The organism is Moritella sp. JT01, assembly GCF_001574435.1.
Lineage (GTDB): Bacteria > Pseudomonadota > Gammaproteobacteria > Enterobacterales > Moritellaceae > Moritella.
On sequence record NZ_LOCN01000003.1, the window covers coordinates 181 to 16,242 of the forward strand.

Here is a 16,062-nt window from a genome sequence, read left to right on the forward strand (position 1 = left end):
ATGGTAGTGTGGGGTCTCCCCATGTGAGAGTAGGGCATCGCCAAGCGCCAAATTTTATTCAAAGCCTCGCTTTGGATAGATATTCAAGACGAAGTCTTGGGTAAAGAGTAATAGGGGTGTAGCTCCAACGGCAGAGCAGCGGATTCCAAATCCGCGTGATGGGAGTTCGAATCTCTCCACCCCTGCCAATTTTATAAGTACTATCAAATCTAAGAAACAGATTTAACTTTAATGATAAATTAAGTTATAATCCTGTTCATCTTGTAGGGGTGTAGCTCCAACGGCAGAGCAGCGGATTCCAAATCCGCGTGATGGGAGTTCGAATCTCTCCACCCCTGCCACTTTCTTCTGTAAATCTTCAGATATGGTTATCCAATGAGTAATTTTTCACGTTATTACTTGCAGCAAATGGGTATCACATTATGGCAATGTCATAAACCTGAGCAGTTTCCTCATCTTGCTAGCCAAGCTGAAAAAAAACCATTACCGAAACATTGCCAAATTCTGATTATCGCCAATGATAAACTTACACCACATAATCAATTTATCAAACAAATCTTGCGTACATTACAGCTTGAACTTAATCAAAGCCATATCATTACTGAAGATGAGTTAAAGTATTATTACCAAACGCCAAAATGGATTTGGACTATCGGTTGTAAACAATCAAATCTTGCTGCAAAACAGCAACTATCATCACCACATTTAGATGTACTGTTGCATTCTGCTCAAGCGAAAAAGCAGCTTTGGCAACAAATCGTCAGTTATATGCAATAACGAGTCTTTAATGCCAAAAATCATTCCGCTAACACCTGAACATTTACCTTTAATCCAAAAAATTGAAACTGCGAGCCATGCATTTCCTTGGTCGGATAAAGTCTTAGCCAGTAACTTCGGCGCTCGATACTTTAATTTTGTATTGATAAAAGATGAGCAAATTTTAGGTTATTACTTTGCGAGTCAAGTCGCTGGAGAAGGAAGTTTGCTCAATATTGCGGTTGCTCCTGCACATCAAGGCAAGGGTTACGGCAAGCTACTTATTAATCATCTTATCCAACAATGCCAACAGCAAGATCTGTTTCAGTTATGGTTAGAAGTTCGTGAGTCGAATAATGCAGCTTATCAGTTGTATTTAAATATTGGTTTTAATGAAGTAGATCGTCGTTTTGGCTATTACCCTGCGGCAACAGGTAGAGAAGATGCCATTATGATGTGCTACATTGTCTAAAACAAGACAGGGTGATTCTTTCTTGTTTTTACCATCGGGGAAGCCTATTGTTTGTATACTTATTCCTGATTAATGATTATTATCCGTGACATATTATGCGTTAATTCTATTTATGGATAATCAGAGTAACTAATGACCCAACACTTAGTAAACAGTTTTAGATCTAAATTTGCAGCACGTAAAGCCACTACGGCAATTCGCTTCCAAGAAAACGGTGAATGGCAAGATATTACTTGGTCTGAGCTACTTGATAACTCGGACCGCGTTGCGAAAGCATTACTATTTTTGGGTTGTGACGTTCAAACTAAAGTTGGTATCTTTGCAAATAATCGCCCTGAGTGGAGTTTTGCTGATTTAGGTATTCTAGCTGCACGTTGTGTTACGGTTCCTATTTATCCAACTAATACCACAGAGCAAACGCGCTATATTATTAATAATGCCGATATCGATTATTTATTCGTTGGCGGACAAGAGCAGTTTGATAAAGCGCTTGAGCTGTTAATAAGCAATGACTTAAAGCTGGTTGTTGCGCTGACGGATGCCATTGATTTAAAAGGCACATCGAATACGATGTACTTCTCTGAGTTTATTCAGCAAGGTAATGGAGCCGCTGACGCTGAGTTTAAACAGCGACTTACTGATGCGAGTATGGATGACTTAGTTACCCTTATTTATACGTCGGGTACGACAGGACAGCCAAAAGGCGTGATGTTAGATTACACTAACTTTGCAGCCGCATTCAGTAGTCATGATAAAATGATTGATGTTTCGGAAACCGATACCTCAATTGCATTCTTACCATTAAGCCATGTGCTTGAGCGTAGTTGGTCTTTTTACCTGATGCATTGTGGTGCGAAAAATGTGCATCTCGAAAATCCCAAACTGATTATTGATGTTATCGCAGAAGTTAAACCTACGCTATTTGTCGCTGTACCGCGCTTATATGAAAAAATATACAGTACCATTCATAGTCGATTAGAATCAGCATCTGCAGTGAAAAAAGCGTTGTTTGGCTGGGCGACTAAAGTTGGTTTAGCACATTTCAAGCTTATTCACAGTAATCAGAAGCCACCATTAGTATTATCGATTCAGCATAAACTCGCTGATAAGCTTATTTTTTCTAAATTGCGCGGTATTCTTGGTGGTAACACACGTTTTTTACCTTGTGGCGGTGCGAAAGTTGATCCTGACATCAATATTTTTTTCCAATCAATCGGAATTGAACTGCAAGCTGGTTACGGTATGACAGAGACAACGGCGACAGTATGCTGTCATCGTGGTACCGGCTATGATTTTGGTTCTATTGGTCTACCACTGCCAGATATGGAAGTGAAAATCGGTGCTGATAACGAAATATTAGTGCGTGGTGATACGATCATGAAGGGCTATTACAAAATGCCTGAGGAAACCGAAAAGAACTTTATTGATGGTTGGTTGAAAACCGGCGATGCGGGTAAAATATTAGCGAATGGTGAAGTCGTGATGACTGAGCGTATTAAAGAGCTAATGAAAACATCGAATGGTAAATATATCGCACCGCAGTTGGTTGAAGGCACCTTAAATAAAGACCACTTTATTGATCAAGTCGCAATTGTTGCGGATTCTCGCCATTTTGTAAGCGCGTTAATCGTGCCATCATTTGACGCTTTAGAAGAATATGCAAACTCGATAAACCTGAAATTCTCAAGTAAAGCAGAACTGTTACGGCATAGTCATATTGTCACTATGTTTGAGAAACGAGTGCAAGATTTACAAAGTGAGTTAGCTAGCTTTGAAAAAGTGAAAAAATTCAAACTTCTTAGTCGTGAATTCTGTATGAAAAAAGGTGAGATAACCCCGACACTGAAATTACGTCGTAAAGTGATTGAAAGTGAATATAAGAAAGAGATTGATGAAATGTATAAGAGCGATAAAAAATAATTGCTCTGTATGAATAGAAAAGGGAGCTAATTAGCTCCCTTTTTGCATTCACATTTACAGCTTTATACTAGCAGTTTTTTACTATAAATAATAAGTGGTCGATTAAGACTTACTTAAATTTAGCCTGTAATGGTGGTAATACTTGTTTTTTACGGCTTACAACATTGGGTAGATCGATAAGTTCACCGACGAATGTACCACCTAGCGTTTCTGCTACTAACTCACCTTCTTCACTTTCGATTAAAGCGATAGAGTTTAGGTTGGTAATATCAGTCAGTAATACTAATGCAGTGTGGTAACCGTGTTCAGCTTTGTATTTAACGAGCTCAGCTTGTAGTTCTTCTTTACGTGCTAGTGCAGAGTCAACATTAGTGATCTCAATTTGTGCAATTGAGAAGTCTTTTTTGCCAATGGTATAAACTTTAAGATCACGTAAGATTAGTTCTTCAGAAGGCACTGCTGCAATATCGGATTTCGCTGCAAATTGTGCTGTAACGAATGCATCAATATCATCAATACCAGCGATTTTAGCAAGTTCGTGTGCTGCATCGATATCGATTTGCGTACATGTTGGCGAGTTGAAGTGTACTGTGTCACTTAAGATCGCACCTAGCATCATCACTGCTACTTTCTGATCGATTTCGATGTTGTGGATCTTATACATGCTATAAACAATCGTGTTTGAACAGCCACAAGGCCAGATCCATGCTTCAAGTTGTTCGTCAGTTTCGACGTCACCCAGTTTGTGGTGATCGACAATACCGCGGATTGTAGCTTGGCGCGCATCTTTTGGTGCTTGGTTGAAATCTGAGTAATCAATGATCCAAACTTCTTCACCAGCAATTGATGTACGTATTTCAGGGCACGCTAGTCCAGCTTGTTCAAGCAGGAAAAGACCTTCTGCATTCGGTTCGCCTTGCATAATTGGTGTTGCTGTTTTGCCATCGCGTTTTGTTAAAAATGCAGATAGAGAGATTGAGCCTGCTAAGCTGTCACAATCAGGGTTTGTGTGTCCTAGTACTAACATCATTGCTTCCAAATTAATTATAGGTTTATGGATTAATGAACATAATAGTGATCTCGGTTAAGCTGTGCAACCTAATCCGCTTAATCACTGCATTATTTACCTTTGTCATACCGCGTTCGAGACCGCTTATTATTCACTATTTAAGTATACATTGGATTTTTAATGTGATCATAGCTGCAAATTAAGATAATTAGTCGGTAATTCTGATATGAATCAAGCTAACAACTTTTTTGTTGATAAATGATGTGACCTTGATTGTATCTGCTGTAAAGAAGATTATAATTGCGTGATCTAATTAACAGTTTAAGGCAATAGAATGCAGCAAAGGGCTCATCTTTTTTCGTTACGTATTGCGCATGCACTACGTGAGTCGATTAACCGCACTGGTTATGACTCGACTAAATTCGGAAAAGATTTATTAGCGGGTATTACCGTTGGTATTATTGCCATTCCCTTAGCGATGGCACTTGCTATTGCCAGTGGTGTAGCCCCTCAATATGGCCTTTACACTGCGATTATTGGTGGCATTGTTATTGCGATATCGGGTGGTAGTCGCTACAGTATTTCAGGTCCTACCGCTGCTTTTGTTGTTATTTTGTATCCAATTGTTCAGCAATATGGTTTTGGCGGCTTATTATTAGCGACGATAATGTCTGGATTGATCTTGGTGATAATGGCGATATTACGTCTTGGCCGCTTTATTGAATATATCCCAGAAGCGGTGACCTTAGGTTTTACTGGTGGTATCGCTGTCGTAATTGCGACATTACAGTTCAACGATATTTTGGGTCTATCGATTGAGACCTTGCCTGAGCACTATTGGGATAAACTTGCATCATTAGTGAGTGCATTACCTGAGTTACACTTACCCAGTTTTACGGTTGCCATATTTACGCTTGTTATAATGTTAATTTGGCCGAAATTTAAAACCGTTATTCCCGCACACCTACCTGCCGTTATTTTTGGCAGTTTATTCGCACTTGTATTAAATAATATGGGAATGGAAATTGCGACTATTGGTAGTCGTTTTCATTACTTATTGCCTGATGGCAGTCAAGGTGCAGGGATCCCGCCTTACTTACCTACTTTCGAGTGGCCTTGGTTACAAGCGGGAGCGAATGGTCAAGCGTTAGTATTAAGTTGGACGTTACTGTCTGATTTATTACCTGCTGCGTTTGCGATTGCCATGTTAGGGGCGATTGAATCATTATTGTGTGCAGTGGTACTTGATGGCATAACAGGTAAACGTCATAGTGCAAATAGTGAATTACTCGGCCAAGGTATTGGTAATATCGTGGTGCCATTTTTTGGTGGTATTACCGCAACAGCGGCGATTGCACGTTCTGCTGCGAATGTTAAAGCCGGCGCGCAAACACCGATATCAGCCGTTATCCATGGTTTAGTTGTGTTGGCGAGTTTAGTGTTATTTGCACCATTATTAGCTTATTTACCTATGCCTTCGATGGCGGTGTTATTATTAGTTGTCGCTTGGAATATGAGTGAAGCGGGCAAAGTATTACATTTATTAAAGACTGCGCCGAAAAGTGATCTTTGGGTTTTTGCTATTTGTTTTTCGTTTACTATACTGTTCGATATGGTTTTGGCTATTACTGCGGGTATTTTGTTGGCGGCCGTATTGTTCATGAAAGAAATAGCTGAAATGGTTAAAGTGACTGATATTACCGATAATAAACGCATCGTAGCGGCCGATATTCCAGCTGGTTGGCGCGTATTTAAAATTAATGGGCCATTATTTTTTGCTGCTGCGGATCGTGTTTTTTCAGAATTAGCGGTTAAAACCACGGAAGTTGATGGTTTAGTTCTTTACCTTGATGGTGTGCCGTTACTTGATGCTGGCGGACTCGCAGCAATGGATCAATTTGTTAATCAGTGTAAGATCTACAACACTCAAGTGATATTTTGTGATCTGCAATTCCAACCCTTAAAAACCTTGGCGAGAGCAGGCGTGAAGCCTATTGGTGGCGTGACCTCTTTTAGCCCGACATTGCATGAAGCATTACGTGATATAGCGAACTATTAATTGCAGGTCTTCCTTGTGTCTCATCGTAATTTCAGCGAAAATAGCGCTCATTAGATTTAACCCAATGAGAAGACTCATTCATGTCAAATAGCATTCTTGAGCAAGAGGTGTCGAAAAGACGTACTTTTGCGATTATCTCGCATCCCGATGCCGGTAAAACAACAATCACCGAAAAAGTATTATTATTCGGGAACGCATTACAAAAAGCCGGTACTGTGAAAGGTAAAAAATCAGGTCAGCATGCTAAATCTGACTGGATGGAAATGGAAAAAGAACGTGGTATCTCGGTAACAACATCGGTAATGCAGTTTCCATACCGTGACTGCCTGATCAACTTACTTGATACGCCTGGACATGAAGATTTCTCGGAAGATACTTATCGTACGCTAACCGCTGTGGATTCTTGCCTAATGGTAATTGACTCCGCTAAAGGTGTTGAAACACGTACTGTAAAATTAATGGAAGTAACACGTCTACGTGATACGCCAATTATTACCTTCATGAATAAAATTGACCGTGATATTCGCGATCCAATTGACTTAATGGATGAAGTTGAAGAAGTATTAAAAATTGCATGTGCACCCATTACTTGGCCGATTGGCATGGGTAAAGAACTAAAAGGTGTTTACCACATTTTACGTGACGAAGTGATCATATATAACAGTGGTCAGGGTCATATGATCCAAGACAGTCGTGTAATTAAAGGTATTAACAACCCAGACGTTGACGAAGCGCTTGGCGATTATGCTGAGCAATTGCGTGAAGAGATGGAGCTTGTTGAAGGCGCAGCGAATAAATTCGATTATGATTTATTCATGGCGGGTGAACTAACACCAGTATACTTTGGTACAGCACTTGGTAACTTTGGTGTTGATCATGTACTTGATGGTTTAACTGAATGGGCACCCAAGCCGCAATCACGTGTAACAGATCTACGTACTGTCGCGCCAAATGAAGATAACTTCTCTGGTTTCATTTTTAAGATCCAAGCTAATATGGACCCAAAACATCGAGATCGTATTGCTTTCATGCGTGTTTGCTCTGGCAAATACAGCAAAGGCATGAAAATGAAGCATGTACGTTTAAATAAAGAAGTCAGCATTTCCGATGCCGTTACCTTTATGGCGGGTGATCGTACTCAAACTGAAGAAGCATACCCGGGTGATATTATTGGTTTACATAACCATGGTACGATCCAAATTGGTGATACTTTTACCCAAGGTGAATTATTGAAATTTACGGGTATCCCTAACTTTGCACCTGAAATGTTTCGCCGTATTCGTTTGAAAGATCCACTAAAGCAAAAGCAATTGCAAAAAGGGTTGATTCAGTTATCTGAAGAAGGTGCCGTGCAGGTGTTCCGTCCTCAACGCTCTAACGATTTGATCGTAGGCGCAGTTGGTGTGCTACAGTTTGACGTGGTTGTGCATCGTTTACGTACTGAATATAAAGTAGATGCAATCTATGAAGGCATCAGTGTTGCGACTGCACGTTGGGTTGACTGTAAAGATCCGCGTAAGCTAGAAGAATTCAAGAAGAAAGCGTGGGACAATATAGCATTAGATGGTGGTAATAACTTAACGTATATTGCCCCGACTATGGTTAATTTACGCCTTGCACAAGAGCGTTATCCTGATATTATTTTCCGTGAGACTCGCGAGCACTAAGCGAAAAATGTCACTGGATTTAGTAATAAATCTTACCTCTTTGGAGGTGAGATTTATTTTTTGTCACATTTTATAATCTTAACTCGCTTTCATTACCAAGTTTTAAGCTATTGATTTTAATTTGTTATTTTTTAACAGTTAGAAGTTTTTACTTTTTATGTGATTTAGGTCGCATAAATTCGGATTTTAATTTTTAACTGTAGTATACTACGTCGGCCTTTTTATGTGGCTTCGCTCTTAAAAGAGTTTGAGCAAAAGACCACTAATTTTGCGCACGAAATACAATATGTGGAGCTATAATTGATATAGCTTTATTCAAAGACCCGTCTACCTGAGGCCCGTGAATGTCTGATACATCACCCGTAGTACAATTTACTGATTTAAATTTACCTGAACCAATTTTACAAGTGTTGAATGATCTAGGTTATGAAACTCCTACACCAATTCAAGCTGAATGTATTCCGTTACTACAGAACGGTGGTGATGTGCTAGGTATGGCACAGACTGGTACGGGTAAAACTGCTGCGTTTGCATTACCATTATTAAGTAACATTGATATTGCATTGACTAAACCACAGATATTGGTGCTAGCACCAACTCGTGAATTAGCGATTCAAGTTGCTGAAGCATTTCAAGCATATTCACGTCATATGCGTGGATTCCATGTGCTACCTATCTACGGTGGTCAAAGCTACCCGATTCAGCTAAAAGCACTTAAACGCAACCCACAAGTGATTGTTGGTACTCCTGGCCGTGTGATTGATCACATTAACCGTGGTACGCTTGATCTTTCTGGTATTAAAGCGTTAGTACTTGATGAAGCTGATGAAATGCTACGTATGGGCTTTATTGATGATGTTGAATCAATTCTGTCTAAAACACCTGAAAAACGTCAAATGGCGTTATTCTCTGCAACTATGCCTGAAGAAATTCGTCGTATTACGAAACGTTTTATGACTGACCCAACTTCGGTTAAAATTGCAACTAAAACATCAACTGTTGAAAACATTGAACAAAAATGTTTAATCATTGGTGGTTTACAAGCAAAACTTGACGGCCTAACACGTATTCTTGAAACTGAAGATTACGATGGTGTGATCATCTTTGCTCGTACTAAGACAATGACTGTTGAACTTGCTGAGAAATTAGAAGCTCGCGGTTACTCTGCTGCAGCACTAAACGGCGATTTAAACCAAGCAATGCGTGAACGCACTGTAAGCCGTTTGAAAAGTGGCCAGTTAGATATCGTTATCGCAACTGACGTTGCGGCACGTGGTCTAGACGTTCCTCGTATTGACCTAGTAATTAACTACGATATCCCAACTGATACAGAATCATACGTTCACCGTATTGGTCGTACAGGCCGTGCTGGACGTAAAGGTACTGCAATCTTATTTGCTGCACCACGCGAACGTCGTTTATTAAAAGCGATCGAACGTGCTACACGTCAGCCATTAACGATGATGGATCTACCTTCACGTGATGATGTGACGAAAAAACGTATTTCATCATTCCGTGATCAGTTATCTGCGCTTTCTTCTGGTGACGAAAACCTAGATTTCTACAAAAACTTAGTTGGTCAACTTTCTGAAGAGTTAGAACTTAGCGAATTAGATCTTGCATCTGCGTTATTATTCATGGCTCAGAAAGAAAAACCATTAGTATTACCACCTGAAGCACCACGTCGTGAACGTAGCTTCCGTGATGATGACCGTGGTGATCGTGGCCGTGATCGCAACGACCGTGGCGACCGCCGTGATCGTGGTGACCGTCCTGAACGTGGTGAACGTGGTGAGCGTCGTCCAGCTGCAGAAATGGAAGTTTTCCGTATTGAAGTTGGTCGTAGTGATGGTGTTCAAGTTAAGAACATTGTTGGCGCTATTGCGAATGAAGCGAATATCAACAGCCGTAACATCGGTGGTATCCGTCTACATGATGACTACTCAACAATTGAATTACCAAAAGGTATGCCAAGCGAGCAGTTACAACAACTACAACAAGTTTATGTTTGTAACAAAGCATTACGCATGAGCAAACTTGAAGGTGTTGCAGCTGAAGGTCGTCAAGAACGCAGCAGCGCGCCACGTAGTAACGATCGTCCAGCACGTGACAATGATCGCGGACATCGTGGTCAACGCCGTGATTCTACTGGTGGTGGCGAACGTCGTGAATCTACTGGTGGCGAAGAACGTCGTCCACGTCGTCCACGTCGTGACTAATTAACTCGTTAACAATTAATCGTTAATAGTTAAATATATGAAAAGGAGCGCTTGCGCTCCTTTTTTGCATCTGGGATATTAATACTCATCACATTGCATAAATAATTGTTTGTCTAATGTAATGAGTACTTAGGCACCAATACTTAGGCACCAATACTTAGGTATAAGTAAATAAGTCACATCTCTTCAATTAATTTATAGGATTTCTTCTTGTGAAAATGGATCTCTCTACCACTGCGCCAGTTGCGATGAAGCAAGCGCACTCAATGACCATTCATCAGCATACTCGTCAAGACGACTATTTTTGGCTGCGTGACGATGAACGTAAAAACAAACAAGTTTTAAACTATTTAGAACAAGAAAATAACTATACGAAAGCGGTTTTATCGCCATTAGCCTCATTACAAACCGAACTTTATGATGAAATGGTCGCGCGGGTAAAACAAGAAGATGCATCAGTGCCTTATTTGAAGAAAGGCTATTGGTATCAAACCCGTTTTTCGGAAGGTAAGGAATATCCAGTGTATAGCTGGCGCAAGGATAATACCGATGCCGAGTGGCTGGTATTACTCGATGCGAATGAACGTGCTAAAGATCATCAGTACTATCAGCTCGGTGAATTAGCGATAAGTCCAAATCATCAGGTATTGGCTTTTTCTGAAGATACGGTTAGTCGACGTCAATATCGTTTGCGTTTTCTCAACCTAGATACTGGCGAAACGTATCCTGAAGAAATTGAAGATACCGAATCTGTGGTGTGGGCAAATGACAGTAAAACGCTGTTCTATGTAAAAAAACACCCAACCACATTATTGCCTTATCAAGTTTATCGCCATGAACTTGGTACCGACATCAGCACTGATGTACTGGTTTATGAAGAGTTGGACGATACTTTTTACACTGACATTTATAAATCGACCTCTGATGATTACATCATGTTGTCATTAAGCAGCACCATGACGTCTGAAGTACATGCATTACCTGCGGATAAGCCGACAGAAGCGTTTACGCTATTGCTTGGTCGCGAACGTGGTCATGAATATAGCGTTGATCATTATCGTCAGCAGTTTTATATTCGCAGTAACAAAACCGGTAAAAACTTTGCATTGATGTCAGCTACATTAGCGACAATCGCCGATACGCAACAATGGAAAACAATTATTCCAGCGCGTGAGCAGGTGTTATTAGAAAGTTATGAGCTGTTCCGTGATTGGCTCGTTGTTGAAGAGCGTGAGCAAGGTTTAACGTTTTTAAGACAAATTAATTGGCAGACAAAGGCCGATATCATCATTAAATTTGACGATCCAACCTATACGGCATGGCTTGGCACAAATCCGGATCCTGATACCGATAAATTACGTTATGGCTACTCGAGTTTAACAACACCAACCTCAACGTATCAATTAAATCTAGATAGTGGTGAACGTGAAATATTAAAACAGCAAACCGTTGTTGGTGATTTCTGTGCACAAGATTACCAGAGTGAACGCGTTTGGATTGTTGCTGAAGATGGCGTTAAGATCCCGGTGTCCTTAGTATATAAAACGGCGCTGTTTTCGAAGCGCAATGTTAATCCAATATTGCAATATGCTTATGGTTCTTATGGTTCGAGTATCGACCCTTACTTTAGCGCATCGCTATTAACTTTACTTGATCGTGGTTTTGTTTATGCCATTGCGCATATTCGTGGTGGTGAAGAATTAGGTCGTCATTGGTATGAAGATGGTAAGCTACTCAATAAAATGAATACCTTTACGGATTTCACAGCAGTAACCAGAGGTTTAGTCGAACAAGGTTATGCTGATCCTAAACGTGTTTATGCTATGGGTGGTTCTGCAGGCGGTTTATTGATGGGCACTGTGATTAATATTGCGCCTGAGTTATACCATGGTGTAGTTGCTGCTGTTCCATTTGTTGATGTCGTTAGTACCATGCTTGATGAATCTATTCCCCTGACAACCGGTGAGTATGACGAGTGGGGTAATCCGAACGACGCCGAGTTTTATCATTATATGCTGTCGTATAGCCCTTATGATCAAGTGACAGCACAAGCTTATCCGAATTTATTGGTGACGACTGGGTTACATGATTCACAAGTGCAATATTGGGAACCTGCAAAGTGGGTTGCTAAATTGCGTGAATTAAAAACAGATGCGAACGTATTGTTACTACATACGGATATGGAAACCGGGCACGGCGGTAAATCTGGACGTTTTCAGCATTACCATGATACCGCTAAAGAATATGCTTTCATGCTTGATTTGGCAAAGTGTACAGCGCTGTAAAATAAATAAAGAGCAAGTGATCTAAGCTATATATTGTAGGCTAGGATACTTGCTCTTTATTATCAAATCAGGATATGTCACTAGCGTGGCATAGGCATTACTCGATTGCGGCCAAGACGTTTTGCTTCATACAATTGTAGATCAGCGCGGGTCAAAATATCATGGCTGGTATCTCGGGGTTTATTTTCACTCACGCCAATCGATATGGTAATGTTATCAATCACTTTACCAGAACGCTTATCACGAATACTCAGGCGCTCAATGGCGCGGCGAATTGATTCCGCATTCTGACGCGCAATAGTGAAGTTTTTGTTTGGTAAGATCAGTACAAATTCTTCGCCACCATAACGGAATACTTGTTCACCTTCTTGACAGCTATCTGAGATACGTTTCGCAATGGCTTTTAATACTTGATCACCGAGTTGGTGGCCAAAATCATCATTAAAGGTTTTGAAGTTATCAATATCGACCATTAAGATTGAAAAAGTACGGTTTAAACTTGGGTTACTGCAAAAGGTTTCAATTTCTTTACTAAATACCCGGCGGTTGAGTAGGCCTGTTAAGCTGTCATGCATAGCATCATGCTGTGTTTCTAATAATGTTTCACGTAACTGTGCAATTTCGGCTTGTGCTTCTTGCAATTGGCTTTTGAAATGACGCGTTGACGAACGCACATCGTGAGACTCTTTGACCAGTTCCCGCACCGCGGATAATGTTTTTTCAATCGAAAAGCCATCTTCTTCAACACTTGATAATTCGTTCAAACATTTATTCAACATCCGATCAAATTCGTTGGTATCATTGAGTGTATCGTGTAGTGAGCTGCTCAATTCATTGGTCATCGAATCAAGTTCGATACGTAATTGAGTAATTTCTTGCTCACGCTTATCAACAATAAAGCGCTGATACAGTTCTTCACTCGCCGCTGGGGTACAAGTACCGTGTTGGGCAATTTTATCATCGAGATGTTTTTGTAATGCACTATTATTATCTGAAACATAGTGATACCACAGCGCGTAGTTTGTTGGCGTTGTTGGGATTTGATACTGGATCATCAGCGGCATGGCTTTTTTTAAATATTGAGCAGATAGAGCAAAGAGTTTTTTAGACATGCACGGTTCCATAAAGGTTCTTAATTGATGATAACCCCGCTATTAAATCAAATTATGCAGCAAGTTACACTATCTCTTTATTTCACTGTTTGGGTGAACAATCAAAAAGGCGACGTATTTAGTGATAGAACTCATCGATAGCCATTGCCATTTAGACTTTGTTGATTTTAATACTGATTTGATGGCGGTATTAAATCGAGCGAGAGATAAGGGCGTTAAACGTTTCTTAGTGCCAGGTATTGGCGCTCAAAATTGGCAGGCAGTATTGGCGCTGGCCAATCAGCATGAGGGGGTTTATCCAGCGTTAGGTATTCATCCGTATTTTCTGGCCGATTTTGATGATAGCCATTTGCAATTACTTGATGAACATTTAGCGGCAGGAAAAGGCATTGTTGCTGTCGGCGAGTTTGGGCTTGATAAAGCGGTCGATTTTCCGTTCGAACAACAATTGCAGATTTGTAAGCAACAATTATTGCTCGCTAAACACTATGATTTACCGGTTATTTTACATTGCCGTAAAGCCCACAACGAATTGATTCAGTTATTACAACTGGTGAAATTACCCCGTGGTGGCGTACTCCACGGCTTTAGTGGCAGCAGTCAATTGGGAATACAATATATAAAACTTGGGTTTAAATTAGGTATTGGAGGGGTGATTACATATCCAAGAGCAGTAAAAACCAGACAAGCGGTGAGCGAGTTGCCCTTAGCCTCGTTATTGTTAGAAACGGACTCGCCGGATATGCCTATATGTGGTTATCAAGGGCAGCGTAATGAGCCGGTTAACATTACAGAAGTGTTACAGACGCTTACACAACTACGGCAAGAGCCGGACGAATTAATTGCCAAAACCAACATTCGTTCGTTTACCGAACTGTTTTTGTCTTAAATTTAATCTTTCTGGAAATAAATCAACTTTTTTGAAACTATTTTGAGAGGTCTGATCTCAAGCACTTAACAAGTGGCTAATAACAGTTATAATCTCGCCGATTGTTATAATCAATGATTAAATTGTAAATTTACTATTCATTACACTTTAATTGACTATTTTGGTTATGACGTAAATAAACAAAAACACTTCTGAAGCGAAACTTGGAGATTATTCCTGATGAATTTTGTAATGGGTATTGTAGGCATATTTGTCCTACTCGGTCTAGCGGTTCTGTTATCTGATAACAGAAAAGCAATTAACCTTCGTACTGTCGGTGGCGCATTTGCTATCCAGGTTGCCGTTGGTGCCTTCATTTTATATTTTCCTCCAGGTAAAGAGTTACTGCAAGGTCTCTCTACTGGTGTCGCAAACGTAATTGCTTATGGTAATGAAGGTATTCAATTCTTATTTGGTGACTTAGCGAAATTCAAACTTGGTTTCATCTTTGCGTTTAACGTATTACCAGTAATCGTTTTCTTCTCATCATTAATCGCTGTTTTATACTATATAGGTGTAATGAGCGTGGTAATTAACTTTATCGGTGGTGGCTTACAGAAGTTATTAGGTACCAGTCGTTCTGAATCACTTTCTGCAACTGCAAATATCTTTGTTGGTCAAACTGAAGCGCCACTTGTTGTGCGTCCGTTCATTAAATCAATGACTAAATCAGAGCTATTTGCGGTAATGGTTGGTGGTCTTGCTTCTATCGCGGGTTCAGTACTGGCGGGTTATGCGGGTCTTGGTATTAAGATTGAGTACTTGGTTGCTGCGTCATTTATGGCGGCTCCGGGTGGTCTATTAATGGCTAAAATCATTAAACCAGAAACAGAAACACCAAAAATCACACTTGATGATCTTGATGATAGCGAAGAGGAAAAACCAGCGAACGTACTAGACGCAGCCGCTGCGGGTGCATCGTCAGGTATGATGCTTGCGCTTAACGTTGGTGCAATGTTAATTGCATTCGTGGGTCTAATTGCATTAGCAAACGGTATCACAGGTGGTATCGGTGCTTGGTTCGATATGCCTGAACTAACAATCCAAATGATCTTGGGTTGGATTTTCTCTCCACTTGCATTCGTTATTGGTGTGCCATGGCACGAAGCGATTACTGCCGGTAGCTTCATTGGTCAAAAGCTGGTTGTAAATGAATTTGTTGCTTTCTTAGATTTCGTTAACTACATTAAAAACAACGAGCTATCTGATCATACACAAATCATCATCTCATTTGCATTATGTGGTTTTGCTAACTTCTCATCTATCGCCATCTTACTTGGTGGTTTAGGTAGCTTAGCACCAACACGCCGTGCAGACATTGCAAGCATGGGTCTAAAAGCGGTACTTGCTGCTTCTCTTGCTAACTTAATGAGTGCTGCATTAGCGGGTCTATTCCTCGCTTAATATAACCTCGTTCTTCCTCTGTTTTTATAGCAGTGGGATAACGAATATATACCCTCAAACTGTATTGATTAACGGTTTGGGGGTATTTTTTTGCCTGAAAAACCAGCAACGCAATAATTCATTATTCGATAAAATAACGAGCTTACATAGTCATACATTTAATATATTGTTTTATTGTAGTTTATTTGCTCGTAGTGAGAAGTAGGTCGGTTATGATGGCATTTATTTCTT

General features: G+C 40.3%; 11 protein-coding genes and 2 tRNA genes. 11 read left to right on the forward strand and 2 right to left on the reverse strand.

The window, feature by feature from the left end; translation table 11 throughout:
* Positions 1 to 112: 112 nt before the first annotated feature.
* The 5 genes from AKG98_RS02790 (at position 113) to AKG98_RS02810 (ending at position 3,148) form a co-directional block, all read left to right on the forward strand.
* A tRNA-Trp gene (locus tag AKG98_RS02790) sits at positions 113 to 188 on the forward strand.
* A 77-nt stretch (positions 189 to 265) separates the two neighbouring features.
* Positions 266 to 341, forward strand: a tRNA-Trp gene (locus AKG98_RS02795).
* A gap of 34 nt (positions 342 to 375) precedes the next feature.
* Positions 376 to 777, forward strand: a complete 402-nt coding sequence (locus AKG98_RS02800; protein WP_067041096.1) for a DNA polymerase III subunit psi — start codon at positions 376 to 378, stop codon at positions 775 to 777.
* Positions 778 to 787: 10 nt separating this feature from the next.
* Positions 788 to 1,228: a ribosomal protein S18-alanine N-acetyltransferase gene (gene rimI / locus AKG98_RS02805; protein ID WP_067041099.1), complete on the forward strand. Its 441-nt coding sequence runs from the start codon at positions 788 to 790 to the stop codon at positions 1,226 to 1,228.
* Between the two features lie 132 nt (positions 1,229 to 1,360).
* Positions 1,361 to 3,148 carry a long-chain fatty acid--CoA ligase gene (locus tag AKG98_RS02810; RefSeq protein WP_067041102.1) on the forward strand — a complete coding sequence of 596 codons (1,788 nt, stop codon included), beginning with the start codon at positions 1,361 to 1,363 and terminating at the stop codon, positions 3,146 to 3,148.
* A gap of 109 nt (positions 3,149 to 3,257) precedes the next feature.
* On the opposite strand, the gene AKG98_RS02815 is transcribed toward AKG98_RS02810, so the two are convergent.
* Positions 3,258 to 4,175, reverse strand: a complete 918-nt coding sequence (locus AKG98_RS02815) for a manganese-dependent inorganic pyrophosphatase (RefSeq protein ID WP_067041105.1) — start codon at positions 4,173 to 4,175, stop codon at positions 3,258 to 3,260.
* 316 nt (positions 4,176 to 4,491) lie between these two features.
* Between AKG98_RS02815 and dauA the strand changes: the two genes are divergently transcribed.
* From dauA to AKG98_RS02835, 4 genes are all read left to right on the forward strand, one after another.
* Positions 4,492 to 6,216: a C4-dicarboxylic acid transporter DauA gene (gene dauA, locus AKG98_RS02820; RefSeq protein ID WP_067041107.1), complete on the forward strand. Its 1,725-nt coding sequence runs from the start codon at positions 4,492 to 4,494 to the stop codon at positions 6,214 to 6,216.
* Between the two features lie 80 nt (positions 6,217 to 6,296).
* Entirely contained in the window at positions 6,297 to 7,883 is a 1,587-nt protein-coding gene (gene prfC / locus AKG98_RS02825; RefSeq protein ID WP_067041109.1) for a peptide chain release factor 3, read from the forward strand.
* A 344-nt stretch (positions 7,884 to 8,227) separates the two neighbouring features.
* A complete protein-coding gene (locus AKG98_RS02830; protein ID WP_067041112.1) occupies positions 8,228 to 10,102 on the forward strand; it encodes a DEAD/DEAH box helicase in 1,875 nt (624 codons plus the stop codon).
* Positions 10,103 to 10,320: 218 nt separating this feature from the next.
* Complete coding sequence (locus tag AKG98_RS02835) at positions 10,321 to 12,387, forward strand: S9 family peptidase (protein WP_067041115.1); 2,067 nt, start codon at positions 10,321 to 10,323, stop codon at positions 12,385 to 12,387.
* Positions 12,388 to 12,467: 80 nt separating this feature from the next.
* Here AKG98_RS02835 and AKG98_RS02840 read toward each other — a convergent pair whose 3' ends face one another.
* Positions 12,468 to 13,499 carry a GGDEF domain-containing protein gene (locus AKG98_RS02840; protein WP_067041118.1) on the reverse strand — a complete coding sequence of 344 codons (1,032 nt, stop codon included), beginning with the start codon at positions 13,497 to 13,499 and terminating at the stop codon, positions 12,468 to 12,470.
* Between the two features lie 121 nt (positions 13,500 to 13,620).
* Here AKG98_RS02840 and AKG98_RS02845 point away from each other — a divergent pair, with 121 nt between their 5' ends.
* On the forward strand, positions 13,621 to 14,388 hold the full coding sequence (locus tag AKG98_RS02845) for a TatD family hydrolase (protein WP_067041121.1): 768 nt from the start codon (positions 13,621 to 13,623) through the stop codon (positions 14,386 to 14,388).
* Between the two features lie 219 nt (positions 14,389 to 14,607).
* On the forward strand, positions 14,608 to 15,831 hold the full coding sequence (locus AKG98_RS02850; protein ID WP_067041124.1) for a NupC/NupG family nucleoside CNT transporter: 1,224 nt from the start codon (positions 14,608 to 14,610) through the stop codon (positions 15,829 to 15,831).
* Positions 15,832 to 16,062: the final 231 nt, after the last annotated feature.

What these genes read in the sequence shown, in the direction of transcription:
- dauA (WP_067041107.1), top strand. Translation starts at nt 4,492, where the DNA reads ATGCAGCAAAGGGCTCATCTTTTTTCGTTACGTATTGCGCATGCACTA.
- prfC (WP_067041109.1), top strand. Translation starts at nt 6,297, where the DNA reads ATGTCAAATAGCATTCTTGAGCAAGAGGTGTCGAAAAGACGTACTTTT.
- AKG98_RS02850 (WP_067041124.1), top strand. Translation starts at nt 14,608, where the DNA reads ATGAATTTTGTAATGGGTATTGTAGGCATATTTGTCCTACTCGGTCTA.
- AKG98_RS02840 (WP_067041118.1), bottom strand. Translation starts at nt 13,499, where the DNA reads ATGTCTAAAAAACTCTTTGCTCTATCTGCTCAATATTTAAAAAAAGCC.
- AKG98_RS02815 (WP_067041105.1), bottom strand. Translation starts at nt 4,175, where the DNA reads ATGTTAGTACTAGGACACACAAACCCTGATTGTGACAGCTTAGCAGGC.
- AKG98_RS02835 (WP_067041115.1), top strand. Translation starts at nt 10,321, where the DNA reads ATGGATCTCTCTACCACTGCGCCAGTTGCGATGAAGCAAGCGCACTCA.
- AKG98_RS02800 (WP_067041096.1), top strand. Translation starts at nt 376, where the DNA reads ATGAGTAATTTTTCACGTTATTACTTGCAGCAAATGGGTATCACATTA.
- AKG98_RS02810 (WP_067041102.1), top strand. Translation starts at nt 1,361, where the DNA reads ATGACCCAACACTTAGTAAACAGTTTTAGATCTAAATTTGCAGCACGT.
- rimI (WP_067041099.1), top strand. Translation starts at nt 788, where the DNA reads ATGCCAAAAATCATTCCGCTAACACCTGAACATTTACCTTTAATCCAA.
- AKG98_RS02830 (WP_067041112.1), top strand. Translation starts at nt 8,228, where the DNA reads ATGTCTGATACATCACCCGTAGTACAATTTACTGATTTAAATTTACCT.